The organism is Pseudomonas sp. 02C 26, assembly GCF_002843585.1.
Lineage (GTDB): Bacteria > Pseudomonadota > Gammaproteobacteria > Pseudomonadales > Pseudomonadaceae > Aquipseudomonas > Aquipseudomonas shirazensis.
In genome coordinates this window covers 5,166,658-5,185,865 of record NZ_CP025262.1, presented here as the reverse complement: position 1 = coordinate 5,185,865, position 19,208 = coordinate 5,166,658, and the positions used below count along the sequence as shown (strand labels likewise).

General features: G+C 62.1%; 22 protein-coding genes. 14 read left to right on the top strand and 8 right to left on the bottom strand.

The features are described from left to right. The first annotated feature begins 96 nt into the window (after positions 1–96). Together CXQ80_RS23645 and CXQ80_RS23640 are read left to right on the top strand one after the other, a co-directional pair. Entirely contained in the window at positions 97–996 is a 900-nt protein-coding gene (locus CXQ80_RS23645; protein WP_101322750.1) for a LysR family transcriptional regulator, read from the top strand. 89 nt (positions 997–1,085) lie between these two features. Further along, positions 1,086–1,418 (top strand): DOPA 4,5-dioxygenase family protein, encoded by a 333-nt coding sequence (locus CXQ80_RS23640; RefSeq protein ID WP_101322749.1) that lies wholly within the window; start codon positions 1,086–1,088, stop codon positions 1,416–1,418. Between the two features lie 45 nt (positions 1,419–1,463). On the opposite strand, the gene trpA is transcribed toward CXQ80_RS23640, so the two are convergent. Continuing rightward, positions 1,464–2,273, bottom strand: a complete 810-nt coding sequence (gene trpA, locus CXQ80_RS23635; protein ID WP_101322748.1) for a tryptophan synthase subunit alpha — start codon at positions 2,271–2,273, stop codon at positions 1,464–1,466. Further along, entirely contained in the window at positions 2,270–3,487 is a 1,218-nt protein-coding gene (gene trpB / locus CXQ80_RS23630) for a tryptophan synthase subunit beta (RefSeq protein ID WP_101322747.1), read from the bottom strand. Before trpB ends, trpA begins: the two co-directional genes overlap by 4 nt. 108 nt (positions 3,488–3,595) lie before the next feature. Here trpB and CXQ80_RS23625 point away from each other — a divergent pair, with 108 nt between their 5' ends. Further along, positions 3,596–4,489 (top strand): LysR family transcriptional regulator, encoded by an 894-nt coding sequence (locus CXQ80_RS23625; protein WP_101322746.1) that lies wholly within the window; start codon positions 3,596–3,598, stop codon positions 4,487–4,489. Here CXQ80_RS23625 and CXQ80_RS23620 read toward each other — a convergent pair. Next, positions 4,486–4,809 (bottom strand): YqjD family protein, encoded by a 324-nt coding sequence (locus CXQ80_RS23620; protein WP_101322745.1) that lies wholly within the window; start codon positions 4,807–4,809, stop codon positions 4,486–4,488. The genes CXQ80_RS23625 and CXQ80_RS23620 overlap by 4 nt on opposite strands. Positions 4,810–4,964: 155 nt before the next feature. Between CXQ80_RS23620 and CXQ80_RS23615 the strand changes: the two genes are divergently transcribed. Further along, complete coding sequence (locus tag CXQ80_RS23615) at positions 4,965–5,180, top strand: dodecin (protein ID WP_101322744.1); 216 nt, start codon at positions 4,965–4,967, stop codon at positions 5,178–5,180. 98 nt (positions 5,181–5,278) lie between these two features. Continuing rightward, a complete protein-coding gene (locus CXQ80_RS23610) occupies positions 5,279–5,500 on the top strand; it encodes a DUF1161 domain-containing protein (RefSeq protein WP_101322743.1) in 222 nt (73 codons plus the stop codon). 56 nt (positions 5,501–5,556) lie between these two features. Here CXQ80_RS23610 and CXQ80_RS23605 read toward each other — a convergent pair whose 3' ends face one another. After that, positions 5,557–6,561 (bottom strand): LLM class flavin-dependent oxidoreductase, encoded by a 1,005-nt coding sequence (locus tag CXQ80_RS23605; RefSeq protein WP_101322742.1) that lies wholly within the window; start codon positions 6,559–6,561, stop codon positions 5,557–5,559. A gap of 156 nt (positions 6,562–6,717) precedes the next feature. On the opposite strand from CXQ80_RS23605, the gene CXQ80_RS23600 reads away from it, so the two are divergent. After that, positions 6,718–7,143 (top strand): OsmC family protein, encoded by a 426-nt coding sequence (locus CXQ80_RS23600; RefSeq protein WP_101322741.1) that lies wholly within the window; start codon positions 6,718–6,720, stop codon positions 7,141–7,143. A gap of 74 nt (positions 7,144–7,217) precedes the next feature. Continuing rightward, on the top strand, positions 7,218–7,451 hold the full coding sequence (locus tag CXQ80_RS23595; RefSeq protein WP_101322740.1) for a DUF1161 domain-containing protein: 234 nt from the start codon (positions 7,218–7,220) through the stop codon (positions 7,449–7,451). A gap of 46 nt (positions 7,452–7,497) precedes the next feature. On the opposite strand, the gene CXQ80_RS23590 is transcribed toward CXQ80_RS23595, so the two are convergent. Together CXQ80_RS23590 and CXQ80_RS23585 are read right to left on the bottom strand one after the other, a co-directional pair. Then, positions 7,498–7,911, bottom strand: coding sequence for a hypothetical protein (locus CXQ80_RS23590; protein WP_101322739.1), 414 nt, complete (start codon positions 7,909–7,911; stop codon positions 7,498–7,500). A gap of 55 nt (positions 7,912–7,966) precedes the next feature. Then, the gene (locus CXQ80_RS23585) at positions 7,967–8,380 is read right to left on the bottom strand and encodes a hypothetical protein (protein ID WP_101322738.1); all 414 of its coding nucleotides are present in this window, start codon (positions 8,378–8,380) and stop codon (positions 7,967–7,969) included. Positions 8,381–8,447: 67 nt separating this feature from the next. Here CXQ80_RS23585 and CXQ80_RS23580 point away from each other — a divergent pair, with 67 nt between their 5' ends. Further along, positions 8,448–9,557 carry an aminopeptidase gene (locus tag CXQ80_RS23580; RefSeq protein ID WP_101322737.1) on the top strand — a complete coding sequence of 370 codons (1,110 nt, stop codon included), beginning with the start codon at positions 8,448–8,450 and terminating at the stop codon, positions 9,555–9,557. On the opposite strand, the gene CXQ80_RS23575 is transcribed toward CXQ80_RS23580, so the two are convergent. Further along, positions 9,547–10,197, bottom strand: a complete 651-nt coding sequence (locus CXQ80_RS23575; RefSeq protein ID WP_101322736.1) for an HAD family hydrolase — start codon at positions 10,195–10,197, stop codon at positions 9,547–9,549. The genes CXQ80_RS23580 and CXQ80_RS23575 overlap by 11 nt on opposite strands. Before the next feature lie 38 nt (positions 10,198–10,235). After that, positions 10,236–10,784, bottom strand: a complete 549-nt coding sequence (locus CXQ80_RS23570) for a gamma carbonic anhydrase family protein (protein WP_101322735.1) — start codon at positions 10,782–10,784, stop codon at positions 10,236–10,238. Between the two features lie 102 nt (positions 10,785–10,886). Here CXQ80_RS23570 and prlC point away from each other — a divergent pair, with 102 nt between their 5' ends. From prlC to CXQ80_RS23540, 6 genes are all read left to right on the top strand, one after another. Further along, complete coding sequence (gene prlC / locus CXQ80_RS23565) at positions 10,887–12,938, top strand: oligopeptidase A (RefSeq protein WP_150572338.1); 2,052 nt, start codon at positions 10,887–10,889, stop codon at positions 12,936–12,938. Then, complete coding sequence (locus CXQ80_RS23560) at positions 12,935–13,216, top strand: YheV family putative zinc ribbon protein (protein WP_101322733.1); 282 nt, start codon at positions 12,935–12,937, stop codon at positions 13,214–13,216. The genes prlC and CXQ80_RS23560 overlap by 4 nt, the downstream gene beginning before the upstream one ends. Positions 13,217–13,334: 118 nt before the next feature. Beyond that, positions 13,335–15,320: a M3 family metallopeptidase gene (locus tag CXQ80_RS23555; protein ID WP_101322732.1), complete on the top strand. Its 1,986-nt coding sequence runs from the start codon at positions 13,335–13,337 to the stop codon at positions 15,318–15,320. Positions 15,321–15,400: 80 nt separating this feature from the next. Beyond that, entirely contained in the window at positions 15,401–16,456 is a 1,056-nt protein-coding gene (locus tag CXQ80_RS23550; RefSeq protein ID WP_101322731.1) for a PA0069 family radical SAM protein, read from the top strand. A 284-nt stretch (positions 16,457–16,740) separates the two neighbouring features. Next, positions 16,741–17,463: a carbonic anhydrase gene (locus CXQ80_RS23545; RefSeq protein WP_101322730.1), complete on the top strand. Its 723-nt coding sequence runs from the start codon at positions 16,741–16,743 to the stop codon at positions 17,461–17,463. A 193-nt stretch (positions 17,464–17,656) separates the two neighbouring features. Then, complete coding sequence (locus CXQ80_RS23540; protein ID WP_101322729.1) at positions 17,657–19,189, top strand: SulP family inorganic anion transporter; 1,533 nt, start codon at positions 17,657–17,659, stop codon at positions 19,187–19,189. Positions 19,190–19,208 lie beyond the last annotated feature (19 nt).

Sequence of the window (19,208 nt, the reverse complement as noted above, 5' to 3'; positions counted from 1 at the left end):
TGTCGAAGGTTATGCGATCCGCGTGCCTTTCAAGATGCGACTTCCGATAACATGGGTAAAGCCCATGGCGGGCAATGACTGGGATTAGCTGAGCTTATGTTTGAGCACCTTGCCGCGCTGTCGCTGGATACCTTGCGCGTGTTCGAAGCGGCCGCGCGCCTGCGTGGCTTTACCCCCGCTGCATTGGAGCTTGGCACTACCCAGCCGGCAGTCAGTCAGCAGGTAAAGCGCCTGGAAGCAACCCTTGGCACGCGCCTGTTCGACCGTATTTATCGGGGCATTGAGCTCACCGAAGCCGGCCAGTTGTTGTTCGAACAGGTGCACCAGGGCCTGCAGGCGATGGATGACGGCATCGCCCAGGCCAGCGGCCGCGGCCAACGCGAGGTGCTGCAGGTGGCCACTGACTTTGCCTTCGCAGCATTCTGGCTGATGCCGCGGCTGCAGCGCTTTCATGAGGCTTATCCACAGGTGGATGTAAGCCTGGTGACCGGTGAACGTAGTCAGGGCATGTTGCGCCCTGACATCGACGTGGCGGTGCTGTTCGGCGATGGGCGTTTCCATCAGGGGGAGAGCCGCTGGTTGTTCGATGAGGAGGTTTTCCCGGTGTGCAGCCCGCGGATGACTGATGGCAAACCCTTGTCAGCCTCGGCTTTGCAACGGTTGCCGTTGCTGCATTTGAAGGGCGAGCAGGCCAGCCGCTGGTTTGACTGGGCGGGGGTGTTTCGCGGCTTTGGCGTGTCCAGCCCAGCGCCGGCTGGGCAATTGCGCTTTGATAACTACACGCTGCTGATTCAGGCGGCGATTGCCGGGCAAGGCGTGGCGATTGGCTGGGGGCATTTGGTGGACGGGCTGGTGGAACAAGGGTTGTTGTGCCGGCCATTGGCGGGGAGTTTGCGCTCGGACCGCGGGTATTACGTGGTATTACCGCCGCGCAAGCGCCGTGGGGCGTTGATCGAGCGGTTTGTGGATTGGCTGGAGCAAGAGCGCAACCGTTAAGAGGTTGGGCTGCTCTGCGGTCTCGGCTATCTTTTCATTGCATCACTGCCTTGCCGGCGGTGGCGGTGGAAGCGTAATCAGGAGCTATCGTGCAGAGAATCAAGGGTTACCACGCGCACGTCTATTACGACGCGCAGAGCATGGAGCAGGCGCGGGAGCTGTGCGAGGAGGCGACACGGCTGTTTCCCGTGAGCATGGGGCGCATGCATCAGAAGCCAGTAGGGCCGCACCCGGACTGGAGCTGCCAGCTGGCGTTTGCGCCGGAGGTGGTGGGCGTGGTGCTGCCGTGGTTGGCGTTATATCGGCGCGGGCTGGTGGTGTTTCTGCACCCGCTGACTGGCGATGAGCTGGCCGATCACCGTGATCATGCGATCTGGATGGGCGCTTTACGACCGTTGGACCTGTCGATCTTCGAGGAGTGAAGCAGGGCCAGCCGCGCTGCAGCAGCGCGAGTGGCCCAGGTCAACTCAGCGACGAGCCGAGCGTACGCCTTCAGCCAGCGCCGAGCACAGGCTCAGCACATCGTTGACGGCCTGCTCGTTGCTGCTGGCGTTGGCGATCTTGTCGACCAGCGCCGAGCCAACCACCACACCTTCAGCCAGGCGCGCGATCGCCGCTGCTTGCTCAGGGGTGCGGATACCAAAGCCGACGCTGATCGGCAGGTCAGTATGGCGACGCAGACGCGCCAGCGCCTCGCTGACGTGCTCGCTGGTAGCAGAACCGGCACCGGTGACGCCGGCCACCGAAACGTAGTAGACGAACCCCGAGCTGCGCTCGAGCACGCGCGGCAGGCGCGCATCGTCGGTGGTCGGTGTGGTCAGGCGAATGAAGTCGATGCCTGCTACCTGCGCCGGGGTAGCCAGCTCGGCGTCATGTTCAGGCGGCAGGTCGACGATGATCAAGCCGTCAACGCCAGCCTCGTTGGCCTCGGCAACAAACTTCTCTACGCCAAAGCGGTGGATCGGATTGTAGTAACCCATCAGCACGATTGGCGTGGTCTGGTTGTCGACGCGGAACTCGCGAACCATCTGCAAGGTTTTTGCCAGGGTCTGGCCGGCGTCCAGGGCGCGCAAGGTCGCCAGTTGGATCGCCACGCCGTCAGCCATCGGGTCGGTGAACGGCATGCCCAGCTCGATCACGTCGGCACCGGCGGCTGGCAGGCCCTTGAGGATGGCCAGTGAGGTGTCGTAGCCAGGGTCGCCGGCAGTGATGAAAGTGACCAGCGCCGAGCGGCCTTCGGCCTTGAGGTCGGCAAAGCGTTGTTCGAGACGGCTCATGCCTGTTTCTCCTGGGCGGCCATGTGGTTCATCACGGTTTGCATGTCTTTGTCGCCACGGCCGGACAGGCACACCACCATCAAGTGGTCGCTAGGCAGGGTCGGCGCGCGCTTGATGGCTTCAGCCAGGGCGTGGGCAGTTTCCAGCGCCGGGATGATGCCTTCCAGACGGCACGTGGCGTGGAACGCATCGATCGCTTCGTCGTCGGTGATGCTGACGTACTCGACCCGCTTCACTTCGTGCAGGAAGGCATGCTCCGGGCCAATGCCGGGGTAGTCCAGGCCTGCCGAAATCGAGTGGGCATCGGTGATCTGACCGTCGCCGTCCTGCAGCAGGTAGGTGCGGTTGCCGTGCAGCACGCCCGGTACGCCGCCGTTGAGGCTGGCGGCGTGCTTGTCGGTGTCGACGCCATGGCCGCCGGCTTCAACGCCGATGATCTGCACGCTGGCGTCATCGAGGAATTCGTGGAACAGGCCCATGGCGTTGGAGCCACCACCGACGCAGGCCACCAGACTGTCTGGCAGACGGCCTTGTTTTTCCTGCATCTGGGCGCGAGTTTCCTTGCCGATGATCGACTGGAAGTCGCGCACCATCGCAGGATAGGGGTGCGGGCCAGCAACGGTGCCGATCAGGTAGAAGGTATCGTCGACGTTGGTGACCCAGTCGCGCAGCGCTTCATTCATGGCGTCTTTGAGGGTGCCGGTGCCGGAGGTAACCGGAACGATCTCGGCGCCCAGCAGCTTCATGCGGAACACGTTGGCTTGCTGGCGCTCGATGTCGGTGGCGCCCATGTAGATCACGCACGGCAGGCCGAAACGGGCAGCCACAGTGGCAGTCGCAACACCGTGCATGCCGGCGCCGGTTTCGGCGATCAGGCGTTTTTTGCCCATGCGCTTGGCCAGCAGTACCTGGCCGATGCAGTTGTTCACCTTGTGCGCGCCGGTGTGGTTGAGCTCTTCGCGCTTGAAGTAGATCTGCGCGCCGCCGCAGTGCTCGGTCAGGCGCTCGGCGAAGTACAGCGGGTTGGGCCGGCCGATGTAATCACGTTGGAAGTACGCCAGCTGCTCGATGAACGCCGGGTCGGCCTTGGCCGCTTCGTATTCGCGGGCCAGGTCCAGCACCAGCGGCATCAGGGTTTCTGCCACGTAGCGGCCACCGAACGAGCCGAACAGGCCGTCGGCGTCGGGGCCAGCGCGGAATTGGGTCTGGGTCATGGAGCGCTCCAAGGCGATATGGATGACTGATGGGCTTTACTCTAACTTCACTGCGTCCGGCTGAAAACCGATAAGATTGCGCAAACATGTCAGGAAATCTCACGGGTTATGCGCCACGACCTCCCTCCCCTGAATGCTCTGCGGGCATTTGAAGCGACCGCCCGGCTGAACAGCGTCAGCCAGGCCGCCGAACAGCTGCACGTGACCCACGGCGCGGTCAGCCGGCAGATCAAGGTGCTGGAAGAGCATCTTGGGGTGGCGTTGTTCGTCAAGGATGGGCGTGGCGTCAAACTCACAGATGCCGGCGTGCGCCTGCGCGATGCCAGTGTCGATGCCTTCGACCGCCTGCGCGGCGTGTGTGCCGAGCTGAGCCGGGATGTCAGCGAAGCGCCGTTCGTGCTGGGCTGCTCGGGCAGCCTGCTCGCGCGCTGGTTTATCCCCAGGCTTGGGCGACTGAATGCCGAGCTGCCGGCGCTGCGCCTGCACCTGTCGGCGGGTGAAGGCGACCTGGATCCGCGCCGGCCGGGGCTGGATGCGCTGCTGGTGTACGCCGAGCCGCCGTGGCCGGCAGATATGCAGGTCCATGTCCTGGCTGCAGAACGCATCGGCCCGGTGCTCAGCCCGCACTTTGCCGGTTCGCAGAGCCTGCGCAACGCTCCAGCCGCAGCATTGCTGCAGCAAGCGTTGCTGCACACCACCTCGCGACCACAAGCCTGGCCTACCTGGGCGGCGCAGCATGGGCTGAGCACGGGCGAGCTACAGCTGGGGCAGGCGTTCGAGCATTTGTATTATTTGCTGGAGGCGGCCGTGGCAGGCCTGGGCGTGGCGATTGCACCGCAACCGTTGGTAGCGGACGACTTGCGTGCCGGGCGTTTGATTGCACCCTGGGGGTTCTCGCCCACCAACGCCGCGCTGGCGCTGTGGGTGCCGCGGCGCGCCGCAGATGGGCGCGCCGAGCAACTGGCGCAGTGGCTGCGCCGCGAGCTGGAGCAGATGGCTTAGTTGCGTTTGGTCAGTAGGTAAGCCGCCAGCAGGCCCAGTGCGCCAACGGCAACGCCGGCGGCAGTCCATGGGTGCTCTTGGGCGTAGTCACGGGTAGCGATGCCGGTTTGACGGGTGCGGGTCTTGACCTCGTCATAGGCGTCGCTGATGACGCTGCGCGAGTGTTTCAGGGCGTTTTCGGCGTTGCCGCGAATGGCCTTGAGGGACTTTTGCGATTCTTCGGAGGCGTCATTCTTGAGCGTCTCGAGGGTGTTGAGGAGGCTCTCGATCTCGGCTTCCATGCTTTGCAGCGATGTCTTACGCAGGGTGTTGCGGGCCATGTTGACTCTCCTTCGCAATGGTAAGTGGCAGTAACTAGTGCGACTGTGCCGCGCGGCAAAAGTGCGATCGAACTTTTTCTCGAATTGACCGCTCGCAGGTAAATCAGGCCTGCACTGCTAGGCTCATCTGCGGTAATCACTCGAGGAACGCGCTAATGTCTGAGCATCGTACGTACAAGAAAATCGAGCTGGTTGGGTCTTCCACGACCAGTGTAGAGGACGCCATCAACAACGCTATCGCCGAGGCCGGCAAGAGCCTCAAGCATCTGGAATGGTTCGAAGTCACCGAAACCCGCGGCCATATCGAGAATGGCAAGGTCGCGCACTTCCAGGTCACCTTGAAGGTTGGCTTCCGTATTGCCGAGAGCTGAAACACTACCGGGCTAGAGTGTCCGTGCGGGATGGGGTAATACAGTTCAGGGGCGCGCGTTGCGCCCTGTTTGATTGATCTGAACAAGGAGAGCGATCGATGAACAAGCTACTGATGGCGATGGGTTTGCTGATGCTGGCCGGTGGTGCCATGGCCGCAGGCAAACCGTGCGAGGAGCTCAAGGCAGAGATTGCGGCGAAGCTGGATGCCAAAGGGGTGAGCGGTTACACGCTGGAGATCATCGACAAGGGTGATCCAGCGGGCAAAGTGGTGGGCTCTTGCGAGGGCGGCACCAAGGAAATCGTCTACACGCGCAAGTAATATTGCCTGCGTAATGGCCAATTGGGGCCGCTAAGCAGCCCCAATCGCATCTGCACTCAGTCGCCCTGGAGCGCCTGCGCGAGCAGTTCGTACGACCGGATGCGGTCGGCGTGCTCGTAAAGGTCACAGGTGAAGATCAGCTCATCAGCACCGGTCTGCTCCAGCAGCACCTCGACCTTGGCCCGCACCTTCTGCGGGCTGCCGATCATCGCCAGACCCAGGAAACTCATCACCGCTTCGCGCTCATGGGGCAGCCACAGGCCGTCCATGGTGCTCACCGGTGGACGCTGCATCAGGCTCTGGCCACGCATCAGTGCGAGGATGCGTTGATATACCGAGGTCGCCAGATACTCGGCTGTCTCGTCGGTATCAGCGACCACCATCGGCACGCCGAGCATCACATAGGGCTTGTCGAGCACCGTCGACGGCTTGAAGTGATTACGGTAGGTGCGAATCGCCTCATGCATGTAGCGCGGCGCAAAGTGCGAGGCAAAGGCGTAAGGCAAGCCGCGTATGCCAGCCAGCTGGGCGCTGAACAGGCTGGAACCGAGCAGCCAGATCGGCACCTCGGTGTCATACCCCGGCACGGCGATCACTTTTTGATCAGGCGTGCGTGGGCCGAGGTAGCGCACCAGTTCTTCGACATCATCTGGGAAGTCGTCTGCGCTGCCCGAGCGCTCGCGGCGCAGGGCGCGGGCGGTCATCTGGTCAGAGCCGGGCGCACGCCCCAGGCCAAGGTCGATACGGCCGGGATAGAGGCTGGCCAGGGTGCCGAACTGCTCGGCGATCACCAGTGGTGCGTGGTTGGGCAGCATCACCCCGCCGGCGCCGACACGGATGGTCGAGGTGCCGCCGGCCAGGTAGCCGAGCAGCACCGAGGTGGCCGAGCTGGCGATGCCGTCCATGTTGTGGTGTTCAGCCACCCAGAAGCGGTTGTAGCCAAAGCGCTCGACGTGGCGCGCCAGGTCCAGTGAATTGTGCAGGGATTGGGCTGGGCCGGCGTCGGCGCGTACCGGGACCAGGTCGAGGGTTGAAATCTTCAGATCACGCAACTGCGTCATCGCTGCCTCCGCAAAAAAGTAAAGGGCGTTAGCCTTGTAGACTCTGTATGGGCAGATTCGATGTATTCAATGTTTGCCTGCGGATTGTTCTGAACTTGCCGTAGGTGGTGTCCTCTCAATCTTTACCTACACGCAAGCAAATGTTCAGGGGACACCATGAAAAAGACAGCATCAGCGGTATGGCAAGGTGGTCTGAAGGATGGCAAAGGCATGCTGTCCACCGAGAGCGGCGCGCTCAAGCAGAACCCTTATGGCTTCAATACCCGCTTTGAAGACACCCCCGGCACCAATCCTGAAGAACTGATCGGCGCTGCCCACGCCGGCTGCTTCTCGATGGCACTGTCGATGATGCTCGGTGAGGCTGGCCTGACCGCAGAGCGCATCGACACCACCGCCGAGGTCACCCTCGACAAGCAGGACGACGGCTTCGCCATCACCGCCGTGCACCTGATCCTCAAGGCCAAGGTGCCAGGTGCCAGCCAAGAGCAGTTCACCGAGATCGCCAACAAGGCCAAGGCCGGTTGCCCGGTGTCGAAAGTGCTCAATGCGCAAATCAGCCTCAACGCCACACTGGAGGGCTGAGGCGGCGCAACTGGGGCGGTTTGTTGTAGTCTAAGGATTGTCGGCAGTTGGCCTGCCGCTCCAGGAGCTGTCCCATGATTCGCGTTGCAATCGCCCTGCTGGCTTCGCTGCTCGCTACCTCTGCGTTAGCTGCAGTGAAGCCCTGCGAAGAGCTCAAAGCTGAAATCGAAGCGAAGATCCAGGCCCGAGGCGTAGCCTCCTACACCCTGGAGATTGTTGCCAACAGTGAGGTCACCGACCAGAACATGGTGGTGGGCAGCTGTGAAGGTGGCAGCAAGAAGATCATTTATCAAAAGAATGATCAGTAACGGTTGATGCCATGGGGCTGCTCGGACTCGAGCAGCCCCATTTTCGTTACGGGATGCAAAACACGTCGCTGGGCTCATCTACCAACACTTTGCGACTGGTGTCGTAGAGGTACACCTGCGGCTGCATGGCTGGTGCCCTGGCCTCCAGGCGATAGCGCTGGCCGGCTTCGAAGTTGTCGAAACGTACGGTCAGGTAGCAGGTGCGCTGGGTGGGGTCAGTAGTGAACAGCCCGCCACTGAGCTCATAGTCAAAACGCACTCTCAGCTCGTGTTGGCCGGGGGGTACCTGAAAGTAGCGGCCGTCGTCGAGGCGCTTGCCATCGAGGCGGTCAGCCATGATCACCTTACCGGGGGTCATGGTGTAGAGGTCGACCCACGCCTGTTTTGGGTCAACGGGGGGCAAGGGGCTGGCGCAGGCCCCAAGTGTACTCAGGGCGATCAGCATCATGGGCTGGCGCATGGTGGAACTCCGACTTGCAGGTTACAAGCCTTGAGCATAGCGCCAATCGTCGCCATCAGCTGCGTTGGCAGCCCGCCGGTTCACCCTGGCCTACCAGCTTTTGTCGCTCATCGTAGAGTTTCAGCCATGGCCTGAAGCCGATGCTGCCTGCTTGCAGGCTGTAGCGCTGGCCAGCATTGAAGTCCTTGAAGTCGACATTCAGCTGACAGTCCCGCCAGAGCGGCTCGGCCACCGGGCCAATGTTGCTCGGCGCTACCGGGAATTGATAGCGCACGGTCAGCTCATGCTTGCCGGGCTCGACCTCGAAGTAACGGTTGTCTTGCCAGTCGCGCTCGTCGACCTGCACGGCGTGCAGCGCCGTGTCATCGCTCGGTTCGAGGTCGACCCAGGCTTTGCTCGGGTCGGCATCGGGCAGGGTCGAGCAACCCGACAACAGCAGTAAGGCGCCGATGGCTATCGGTGCACGCATGGCGATACTCCCTCTTGGCGAGATAGTCTGTGGCTTTGCACAACCTTGAGCGAGATGAACAGCGGCGATGCTTTACGATCTTTTTAGTCAGCGCTCAGGCCTTGGGGCACTCGACCGCGTTTTCTCACCTTTGGTTCCCGTACTGGCGCTTGTTCTGCTGAGCGGTTGCAGCAGCGTGAGTTACTACAGCCAACTGGCCGCGGGCCAATTGCAGTTGCTGCGTGCGCGCCAGCCGGTCGAGCAGCTGCTGCGCGACCCGGCGACAGATCCGGTGTTGCGCGAGCGGCTTGAGCACGCCGAGAGGGCCCGAGTGTTTGCCAGCGATGTGCTGAAGCTGCCGGATAACCGCAGCTACCGGGTGTATGCCGATCTGGGCCGGCCGTACGTGGTATGGAATGTGTTCGCCACGCCTGAGCTGTCGCTGCAGCCGATCACCCACTGCTTCCCGATTGCCGGCTGCGTGGCCTATCGCGGTTACTACCGCCAAGGCGCAGCGCGCGGTGCGGCGGCGTTGATGCGCCAGCAAGGGCTGGACGTGTATGTCGGCGGTGTCGAAGCCTACTCGACCTTGGGCTGGTTCGATGACCCGCTGCTGTCGTCGATGCTTGGCTGGGGTGACGAGCGGCTGGCTTCGTTGATCTTTCACGAGCTGGCACACCAGCGCTTTTACGTGAAGGATGACACCGAGTTCAACGAGTCCTTTGCCACTTTTGTCGAGCAGCAAGGCACGCGGCAATGGCGCGCCGCCCGTGGCCTTGCAGCGGTTGGCGAAGACACTTCACGGCAACGCGAGCAGTTCATTCAGTTGGTGCTCGATAGCCGTGAGCGATTGCAGCAGCTCTACGCGGGGCAACTGTCCGATGCCGCCAAGCGAGCGGCCAAGCAAGCCGAGTTTGCCCGTCTGCGCGCCGAGTACCGGCAGCTGCGCGATGGTCAATGGGCGGGCGACAAACGCTATGACGCCTGGATCTACGCACCAATGAGCAATGCCAAGCTGTTGCCCTTCGGCCTTTATGACCAATGGGTGCCGGCCTTTGCGGCATTGTTCCAGCAGGTCGGCGGGGATTGGCCGCGGTTCTATCAGGCGGTTGAACAGCTGGGCAAGCTGCCCCTGGCACAGCGTAAAGCTGAGCTGGACAAGCTTGCGCAGCCGTCGGCGAAGCCGATCAGGCCCTGATAAACGCCTGATGAAGTTCAGCCAGCGTTTCGAAATGGAAGGCTGGCGCTTCTGCCGTCAGCTCTTCGCGGCTGCCGAAGCCGTAGCCCACCGCCACGGCCTGCACGCCGTTGCTGCGCGCGCCGATCAGGTCGTGCTTGCGGTCACCGATCATCAGGGTATGCGCCGGGTCGAGGCCTTCCTGCTCGAGCAGGTGGGCGATCAGCTCGACCTTGTTGGTGCGGGTGCCATCCAGCTCGCTGCCGTAGATCACCTTGAAGTGATGGTCGAAGGCAAAGTGGCGGGCAATTTCGCGGGCAAATTCCCACGGCTTCGAGGTGGCTACATACAGCGTGCGGCCTTGCTCGTTGAGCGCTTGGAGCAGCTCGGGCACGCCGGCATACACGCTGTTTTCATAGAGCCCGGTGACCTTGAAGCGCTCGCGGTAGAAGTTCACCGCCTGCCAGGCCTTGGCCTCGTCGAACTCGTAGAACTGCATGAAGGCCTGCAGCAAGGGCGGGCCGATGAAGTGTTCGAGGCGGGTCAGGTCCGGCTCGTCGATGCCCAGTTTGGCCAGGGCGTACTGGATCGAACGGGTAATGCCCAGACGCGGGTCGGTCAGGGTGCCGTCCAGGTCGAAAAGAATGGTCTGCTGGTGCATGGAGTCTCTCGGTTGTGCGGATGGGCGCCGCGAAGGCGTCATTCCGGGCGGTCGTAGCCTTCGGCCAGGTGCAGGTCCTTGAGCTTGACGTAGTTGGCGGCACTGTACGGGAAAAACGCCCGCTCCTTGTCAGTCAGTGCCCGCGCCTGTTTGACCGGGCTGCCGACATACAGGTAACCGCTTTGCAGGCGCTTGCCCGGCGGCACCAGGCTGCCGGCGCCGATGATCACCTCGTCCTCGACCACCGCGCCATCCATGATGGTGCTGCCCATGCCGACCAGGATGCGATTGCCCAGGGTGCAGCCATGCAGCATGACTTTGTGACCGATGGTCACCTCGTCGCCGATGATCAGTGGGAAGCCGTCCGGGTTGAACGGGCCGGCATGGGTGATGTGCAGCACGCTGCCGTCCTGCACGCTGGTGCGCGCACCGATGCGGATGCGGTGCATGTCGCCGCGCACCACGGTCAGCGGCCATACCGAGCTGTCCTCGCCGATCTGCACGTCGCCCAGCACCACCGCCGAACGGTCGACAAAGGCCCGGGGTCCAACTATCGGAGTGTGTTGCTGAAAGCTACGAATGGCCATGATAGCGCCTCTCTTGAATGCCAATAGGCGGGCTGCCTGCTGCGGACGGCGTCGATTGTAATTAAGATGGTCCCATGTTTCTCCTGCCAAGGTATCCAAACCGTGAGTGCGAACAACCCGCTTCTGCAGTCCTACGATCTGCCGCCCTTCTCGGCAATCCGTGCCGAACACGTGTTGCCGGCGATCGAACAGATCCTTGCCGATAACCGTAAAGCCATCGCTGAAATTCTCAAAAGCCAGGGCCAGCACCCTACCTGGGCTGGCCTGGTGCTGGCGATGGACGAACTCAACGACCGCCTCGGCGCGGCCTGGAGCCCGGTCAGCCACCTCAATGCGGTGTGCAACAGCGCCGAGCTGCGCGAGGCCTATGAGTCGTGCCTGCCGGCCTTGAGCGCCTACTCCACCGAGATGGGCCAGAACCGCGAGCTGTTCCAGGCCTATGAAGCCCTGGCCAACAGCCCCGAGTCGGCGACCTTCGACGTCGCCCAAAAGACCATCCTCGAGCACGCCCTGCGTGACTTCCGCCTGTCGGGTATCGACCTGCCGGCGGACAAACAGCAGCGCTATGCTGAAGTGCAGAGCAAGCTCAGCGAGCTGGGCAGCCGCTTTTCCAACCAATTGCTCGACGCCACCCAGGCCTGGAGCAAGCACGTCAGCGACGAAGCCGCCCTCGCCGGCCTGACCGAATCGGCCAAGGCGCAGATGGCTGCCGCTGCGCAAGCCAAGGGCCTCGATGGCTGGCTGATCACCCTGGAATTCCCCAGCTACTACGCGGTGATGACCTACGCCAACGACCGCGCCCTGCGTGAAGAACTGTACGCCGCTTACTGCACCCGCGCTTCGGACCAAGGCCCGAACGCCGGCCAGTTCGACAACGGCCCGGTCATGAACGAGATCCTCGACCTGCGTCAGGAGCTGGCGCAGCTGCTCGGTTACCCGAACTTCGCCGAGCTGAGCCTGGCGACCAAGATGGCCGAGTCCAGCGACCAGGTGCTGAGCTTCCTGCGGGACCTGGCCAAGCGCAGCAAGCCGTTTGCCGCGCAGGACCTGGCACAGCTCAAGGCCTACGCTGCCGAGCAAGGCTGCCCTGAACTGGCCAGCTGGGACGTCGGTTACTTCGGCGAGAAGCTGCGCGAGCAGCGCTACAGCGTTTCGCAGGAAACCCTGCGTGCCTACTTCCCGATCGACAAGGTGCTGTCTGGCCTGTTCGCCATCGTCCAGCGCCTGTACGGCATCGAAATCGCCGAACTCAAGGGCTTCGACAGCTGGCACCCGGACGTGCGCCTGTTCGAGATCAAGGAGAACGGCGAGCACGTCGGGCGCTTCTTCTTCGACCTCTATGCACGCGCCAACAAGCGTGGCGGTGCCTGGATGGACGGCGCGCGCGACCGCCGTCGTACCGAGGCTGGCAGCCTGCAGAGCCCGGTGGCCAACCTGGTGTGCAACTTCACCCCGGCCGCGCCTGGCAAGCCGGCGCTGCTGACCCACGATGAAGTCACCACTCTGTTCCACGAATTCGGCCACGGCCTGCATCACCTGCTGACCCGCATCGAGCATGCCGGCGTATCCGGCATCAACGGTGTGGCTTGGGATGCGGTCGAGCTGCCAAGTCAGTTCATGGAAAACTGGTGCTGGGAGCCCGAGGGCCTGGCGTTGATCTCGGGCCACTTCGAGACCGCCGAGCCACTGCCGCAGGACCTGCTCGACAAGATGCTCGCAGCGAAGAACTTCCAGTCCGGCATGATGATGGTGCGCCAGCTCGAGTTCTCGCTGTTCGATTTCGAGCTGCACGCCACCCACGGCGACGGTCGCAGCGCGCTGGAGGTGCTGGAAGGCGTGCGTGATGAAGTCACGGTTATGCGTCCGCCGGCCTACAACCGCTTCCCGAACAGCTTCGCACACATCTTTGCCGGCGGTTACGCTGCCGGTTACTACAGCTATAAATGGGCCGAAGTGCTGTCGGCTGATGCCTTCTCGCGCTTCGAAGAAGAAGGCGTACTCAATGCCGAAACTGGCCGCGCCTTCCGTGAGGCGATCCTCGCCCGCGGTGGTTCGCGTGAGCCGATGGTACTGTTTGTCGACTTCCGTGGCCGCGAGCCGTCGATCGATGCTCTGCTGCGTCACTGCGGCTTGAGCGAGGATGCAGCGGCATGAGTGAGGTGCCTGTGAGCAAGACCAAAAAACGCTTTATCGCCGGGGCGGTCTGCCCGGCGTGCAGCGAGCCGGATCGCTTGACCATGTGGAGCGAAGATGGCGTCCCGCACCGAGAGTGCGTCGCCTGCGGGTTTACCGATACGCTCAACGAGCAAGGCCTGTCGGTGCCCAAGGAGCTGGGCACGCGGGTCAATCAACAGGCGGTCAAGGCTGAGCCGGTCAAGGTGCAGACTGTGCAGTTTTTCCCCAACCCGAAGTTGAAAAAGCCCAGCGAGTAAGCGCACGGCGGACGCTCTTCGCGAGCGTCCGTAGCTGCGGGTGGTAATCATGGCTGCGTTGCACACGGCAGCTGGCACTTAGGGTAACGGTCCTTACCGTTAATTCCTGGGGCCTCTGATGACCGCTGCTTTTGCACTGATGGACAATTGCGATTTGCTCGACTATTCCAAACTGGATGTTGGGCAACTCGAACCTGCTTTCAAAGAACTGTTCGAGCATAGCGGTACCGTGTTGGAGGATCTCGTTCGAGATCATGCTGCAAGCCCCGCCTGGGACACATTCGTATTGCCGATCGAACTGCTTGATCAGCAGCTCGATGATACGTTCCATGCCCTGACGCCGATGGCTAGCGTGAGCAGTGAATGGGCCGCTGCAGTGGATGCTTGTGATCAACTTCTGCAGACTTGGACTCGCACCAAGCTCGGTAACAAGCAGTTGCTCGACGCCTACCGCAGGCTGGAAACCGAAGCGACCAATGCCGATCAACGCCTGATACTCGCGCAGATTCTGCGCCAGTTTCATCCGGCTGGAAGTGCGCTGGCGCCGGCCGAGCTTGAGCAGTTGCAGAAAACCGACGCGGCAATCAGCGCGCTCGAACAACAGTTTTTGGCGAACCTGGATACTGCTCGTGGTAGCTGGACCTGTACGCTGACAGAAAGAGCTGCACTGGCTGGGCTGCCTGATGCTGCACTTGACGCATTGGCTGACGATGGCGGCCATTGGCAGCTCGATCTGCGGGAAACCACCGTTACCACGATTCTGGCTTATGCCGACGATCGGGCTCTGCGCGAAAAGGTCTACCGAGCCGCTGCAAGCCTAGCGTCGTCGCTGGGCGACCCCGGACTGGACAACGCCCCGGTGCTGCAAGCGCTGCTGCGTCTACGCCAAGAGCGTGCGCAGCTGCTGGGGTGGGATAACGCAGCGTCGATGGCCGCCTGGGTCAATCATGACGACTCGGTTGTTGAGGTCGAGGCGTTGCTTGCTCAACTAGTGCAGCGGGCTCAGATCAAGGCCAAGGAAGAGCTCCACCTGCTCGCCCATCTTGCTCGTGAGCAGGGTATCGATGAACTTGGCGCATGGGATCTGGCGTATTTTGCCCAGCAGGCCAGGCGTACAGACGGCACCGATGCGGAGCAAATCATGGCTGCCTACTTCCCGCTGCAAGAGACCCTCAGGGGTATCTATCAATTGCTGGAGCGGGAGTTTGGCATCCGGGCGACGTCCATCAACGTTCACAGTTGGGACAGCAAGGTGCAGGCGCTGCATTTCTACATCGACGGCGAACAGCTTGGCTATATCTATCTGGATTTGTTCGCCCGCCCGCTGAAGGCACCCTGGCCATACTTTTATCCAATGCGCCCGCGACATGTGGATAACCACACAACCCTGCCGGTGGCCATGATCTCATGCTGCCTGGAGCCAGGTGATGGGCAGGCTGAGCCGATGCTGACCCACGAAGACCTGTGCAAATTGCTGCATGAGTTTGGCCACGCGCTGCATCAGATCCTGGCGGGCAACCCGCACCGCCGGTTGAACCGCGTGGCAATCGATGCGCTGGGCGTAGATGGATGCGAATTCGTCGGCAAGTTCTTCGAGCAATGGTGCTGGTCCGCAAGTACTTTGCAGGTCTTGTCGCGCCATGTGCAAACGGGTCAACAAGCGTCTTTGCAGCAGGTTCAGAACTGGCTGCACAGCCGCAGCAGCTGGCAAGCAGTGTCCCAGGCACAGCAGCTGAGGCTGTCGCTGTTTGACTTTGTCGCGCATTGTGAAGTTACCGCTCATCGTGATCTGCGTCAGCTGGCAATGACTGCTACTCGGCGAACCGGCCTGCTGACGATGCATGATGAAGAGGCGTTCATTGAAAGTTTTGACTACTTGGTCACGGGCTACGAGGCGAGCTATTTCGGTTATAAATTGGCCGAGGCCTATGCGCTCGATGCGTTCGAGCATTATCTGACTGCACCTCCAGGTCAGCAGCCTCCGGCGCAGTGCGTCCTCGAGGAACTGCTCGCCCAGGCTGGCAAACGCTCGCTGAGTGCTTCGTTGCAGGCCTACCTGGGACGGCCTCCTTCATTGAACGCCTATTTGCGCAGATATGGCTGATTGCAGCAGACGCCGGGCGGTCATGGCATTGGCCGCCCAATCGGAGTACTGTATATAAAAACAGTGCCCCGGATATGCCCATGTCAGTCTCTCCTGTGCGCGGTCGTGGCACCGCCGACAATCCTCACAACCGATTTGCGCCAAGCGTATCGGTGGCGGAGGATGACGGCTGGTATCAAGAGGTGCCGCTCACCCAGGGCACCGAGATCCGCAGCGAAACCGCCAAGACCATCATCACCCGCAACACCTCCCCCGACCTGCCCTTCGACCGTTCGATCAACCCCTATCGCGGTTGCGAGCACGGCTGCATCTACTGCTATGCGCGGCCCAGCCATGCTTACTGGGATTTGTCCCCAGGGCTGGATTTCGAAACCAAGCTGATTGCCAAGACCAACGCTGCCGAAGTGCTCGAACAACAGCTGAGCAAGCCGGGATATGTCTGTGCACCGATCAACCTTGGCTCCAACACCGACCCGTACCAGCCCATCGAGCGTGAGCAGTTGCTGACCCGGCGCTTGCTGGAGGTACTGCTGCGCTTTCGCCATCCGGTCACCATCGTCACCAAAGGCTCGTTGATTCTGCGTGACCTCGACCTGCTCACCGAGCTGGCTCAGCAGCGCCTGGTGCGGGTAATGATCAGCCTGACCACCCTCGATGATGAGCTCAAACGTGTGCTCGAGCCGCGTGCGGCAGCGCCCAAGGCACGCCTGCGGGCGATCCGGGTGATGCGCGCAGCGGGTATCCCGGTCGGCGTGCTGTGCTCGCCGATGATCCCGATGATCAACGACAGCGAGCTGGAGCATCTGCTTGAAGCGGCCAAGGAGGCCGGAGCGCAAAGTGCGGCGTACATGATGTTGCGTTTGCCGTTGGAAGTAGCGCCGTTGTTCGAACAGTGGTTGCAGGATCATTACCCGCAGCGCGCCGCGCACGTGCTCAGCCTGATCCGCCAGAGCCGCGGCGGCGAACTTTACGACAGCCGGTTCGGCAGCCGCATGCGCGGTGAAGGAGTGTTTGCCGAATTGTTGCAGCAGCGCTTCTCTCGGGCCATGCGCCGGCTGGATTTTGCCGGCCGCGAGGCGCAAACGCTGGACTGCTCGGCGTTCTGTCGGCCCGGCGGGCAGATGGCACTGTTTTGAGCCCAGGCAGTTACCCTTCAGCCCAACTAATACTGCACAATATTTTTACTAATGACCCTTGGCCTCTGATGTTTTTTTGCTATTATCAAAGTCCCGCCAAATGAAGCTGGAACGCCCGTTCTAGAGCCTTCAAATTAAGTTTCAGTTAAGTTTTCCCCGGTAGCGTAGGAAATCAGTCCACACCGACTGTGATTCATGGCCCGTGCGTGTCATCTAATTCCCCGCATAGCCAGAATCTTTAACCGGTAATATGGAACTTACCCACACCGTCTAGAGGATGAATCATGCCCATCAAGGACCCATCCAAAGCCGCCCCGGCTGCTGTCCCGGCCGAAAGCGCCGATGCCGCCCTTAAGCATATCGTCGACGGCTTCCTGAAGTTTCATCACGATGTGTTTCCAGAGCAGCAAGAGCTGTTCAAGAAGCTCGCCACAGCGCAAACCCCACGCGCTATGTTCATTACCTGTGCCGACTCACGGATTGTTCCCGAACTGATCACCCAGAGCTCGCCAGGCGACCTGTTCGTGACCCGTAACGTCGGTAACGTGGTCCCGCCTTATGGCCAGATGAACGGTGGTGTTTCGACAGCCATCGAGTACGCCGTGCTGGCCCTCGGTGTGCACCACATCATCATCTGTGGCCACTCCGACTGCGGCGCCATGCGTGCGGTGCTCAACCCCGCTTCGCTGGAAAAGATGCCGACCGTAAAGGCCTGGCTGCGCCACGCCGAAGTCGCCCGCACCGTGGTTGAAGACAACTGCTCGTGCGGCAGCGAGCACGAGACCATGCAGGTCGTGACCAAAGAAAACGTCATCGCCCAGCTGCAGCACCTGCGCACGCACCCGTCGGTCGCTTCGCGCCTGGCCGCTGGCCAGTTGCACATCCACGGTTGGATTTACGACATCGAGACCAGCCGGATCGAAGCCTATGACGCCGTCAGCGACAGCTTCCTGCCGTTGGAGGCTGGCCAGCCGATCCCGAGCGCCACGCCGAGAGGCCGCTACTAAGCGACCCTGACACCCGCAAAACCTTGATAGCCGACCGCGCACCCTAAGGGGCGCGGTGCGGCCTTCGGCTGCCTTGAATTTCCCTGACCGAGTTGCCGGCATCTGCGCTGGCGGCGGGCGCCTGCGCGCCTGTCAGGGGCCCATTGTGCCCATGGCCAGCGGACCGACCATGTGTCTAGAAAGGAGAAATACGGTGAACAAAACACAGATCAAGGCGGCGTTGCCGCGAGAATTACTGGCTTCAGTGGTGGTGTTTCTGGTGGCCCTGCCCCTTTGTATGGGTATCGCCATCGCATCCGGCATGCCGCCTGCCAAGGGGCTGATTACCGGCATTATCGGCGGCATCGTGGTCGGCTTCATTGCCGGTTCGCCGCTGCAGGTCAGTGGCCCGGCGGCGGGCCTGGCGGTGCTGGTGTTCGAGCTGGTGCGCCAGCATGGCATGGCCATGCTTGGGCCGATTCTGCTGCTGGCGGGCTTGCTGCAGCTATTGGCCGGGCGTTTTCGTTTGGGCTGCTGGTTTCGGGTTACGGCACCGGCGGTGGTGTACGGCATGCTCGCCGGGATTGGCGTGCTGATTGTGCTGTCGCAGGTGCATGTGATGTTCGACACCGCGCCGCAGCCTTCGGGCCTGAACAACCTGCTGGCCTTCCCCGAAACGCTGCTGGCAGCGCTGCCGCTGGAAAACGCGGGGAATGGCTGGCAGGCCGGTGCGCTTGGCTTGGGCACCATCGCCATGATGTGGGCCTGGGAGCGCTTCCGGCCGCAGCGGCTGCGCTTTGTGCCGGGCGCGCTGCTCGGTGTGGCAAGCATGACCGCAATCGCCATGTGGCTGGCACTGCCGGTCAACCGCGTGGTGGTGCCGGCGGACCTGTCCGAAGCGATCGACTGGCTGCGCCCGGATGACCTGCTGAAGCTGGCCGACCCGACCTTGCTGGTCGCCGCCTTTGCCCTGGCCTTCATCGCCAGTGCTGAAACGCTGCTGTCTGCTGCAGCGGTAGACCGCATGCACAGCGGGCAGCGCTCGGACTTCGACAAGGAGCTTTCGGCGCAAGGCATCGGCAACATGCTCTGCGGCGTGCTCGGTGCGCTGCCGATGACCGGGGTGATCGTGCGCAGCTCGGCCAACGTCCAGGCCGGCGCGCAGACTCGCGCTTCGGCGATCCTGCATGGTGTCTGGCTGCTGGGCTTTGTGGTAGTGCTGAGCAGCGTGCTGCAGCAGATTCCGGTGGCGAGCCTGGCCGGGGTGCTGGTGTATACCGGGATCAAGCTGGTTGATTTCAAGGCGTTTCGCAGCCTTGGCCGATATGGCCGGATGCCGATGTTCACCTATGCCGCAACAGCGCTGGCGATCATCTTCACCGACCTGCTGACCGGGGTCTTGCTGGGCTTTGCCTTGACTCTGTTGAAGCTGGCGTTCAAGGCGGCCCGGCTGAAAATCAATCTGGTCGACCTGGCCAAGCCTGGGCATATGGAGTTGCGCCTGAGCGGCGCGGCCACCTTCCTCAAGGTGCCGGCCCTGACCCAGGTACTTGAGCAGGTGCCTGCGGGCACGACCCTGCATGTGCCGCTGGGCAACCTGAGCTACATCGACCACTCGTGCCTGGAACTGCTGGAAGACTGGGGGCGCAGCAATGCCGCCAAGGGCTCACGCTTGAAGATCGAGCAGTGGCGCTTGAAGCGGCGGATCGAGGGGCGGCTGCGGACCACGGCGGGCGTGGGTGCCTGAGCGGGCACTGCACCTAAAC

Coding starts and splice junctions, on each gene's coding strand:
- trpA (WP_101322748.1), bottom strand. CDS start 2,273: ATGAGCCGTCTCGAACAACGCTTTGCCGACCTCAAGGCCGAAGGCCGC.
- CXQ80_RS23615 (WP_101322744.1), top strand. CDS start 4,965: ATGTCTGAGCATCGTACGTACAAGAAAATCGAGCTGGTTGGGTCTTCC.
- CXQ80_RS23645 (WP_101322750.1), top strand. CDS start 97: ATGTTTGAGCACCTTGCCGCGCTGTCGCTGGATACCTTGCGCGTGTTC.
- trpB (WP_101322747.1), bottom strand. CDS start 3,487: ATGACCCAGACCCAATTCCGCGCTGGCCCCGACGCCGACGGCCTGTTC.
- CXQ80_RS23580 (WP_101322737.1), top strand. CDS start 8,448: ATGCTTTACGATCTTTTTAGTCAGCGCTCAGGCCTTGGGGCACTCGAC.
- CXQ80_RS23555 (WP_101322732.1), top strand. CDS start 13,335: ATGACCGCTGCTTTTGCACTGATGGACAATTGCGATTTGCTCGACTAT.
- CXQ80_RS23570 (WP_101322735.1), bottom strand. CDS start 10,784: ATGGCCATTCGTAGCTTTCAGCAACACACTCCGATAGTTGGACCCCGG.
- CXQ80_RS23595 (WP_101322740.1), top strand. CDS start 7,218: ATGATTCGCGTTGCAATCGCCCTGCTGGCTTCGCTGCTCGCTACCTCT.
- CXQ80_RS23585 (WP_101322738.1), bottom strand. CDS start 8,380: ATGCGTGCACCGATAGCCATCGGCGCCTTACTGCTGTTGTCGGGTTGC.
- CXQ80_RS23560 (WP_101322733.1), top strand. CDS start 12,935: ATGAGTGAGGTGCCTGTGAGCAAGACCAAAAAACGCTTTATCGCCGGG.
- CXQ80_RS23605 (WP_101322742.1), bottom strand. CDS start 6,561: ATGACGCAGTTGCGTGATCTGAAGATTTCAACCCTCGACCTGGTCCCG.
- CXQ80_RS23550 (WP_101322731.1), top strand. CDS start 15,401: ATGTCAGTCTCTCCTGTGCGCGGTCGTGGCACCGCCGACAATCCTCAC.
- CXQ80_RS23620 (WP_101322745.1), bottom strand. CDS start 4,809: ATGGCCCGCAACACCCTGCGTAAGACATCGCTGCAAAGCATGGAAGCC.
- CXQ80_RS23575 (WP_101322736.1), bottom strand. CDS start 10,197: ATGCACCAGCAGACCATTCTTTTCGACCTGGACGGCACCCTGACCGAC.
- CXQ80_RS23600 (WP_101322741.1), top strand. CDS start 6,718: ATGAAAAAGACAGCATCAGCGGTATGGCAAGGTGGTCTGAAGGATGGC.
- CXQ80_RS23625 (WP_101322746.1), top strand. CDS start 3,596: ATGCGCCACGACCTCCCTCCCCTGAATGCTCTGCGGGCATTTGAAGCG.
- CXQ80_RS23590 (WP_101322739.1), bottom strand. CDS start 7,911: ATGCGCCAGCCCATGATGCTGATCGCCCTGAGTACACTTGGGGCCTGC.
- CXQ80_RS23545 (WP_101322730.1), top strand. CDS start 16,741: ATGCCCATCAAGGACCCATCCAAAGCCGCCCCGGCTGCTGTCCCGGCC.
- CXQ80_RS23610 (WP_101322743.1), top strand. CDS start 5,279: ATGAACAAGCTACTGATGGCGATGGGTTTGCTGATGCTGGCCGGTGGT.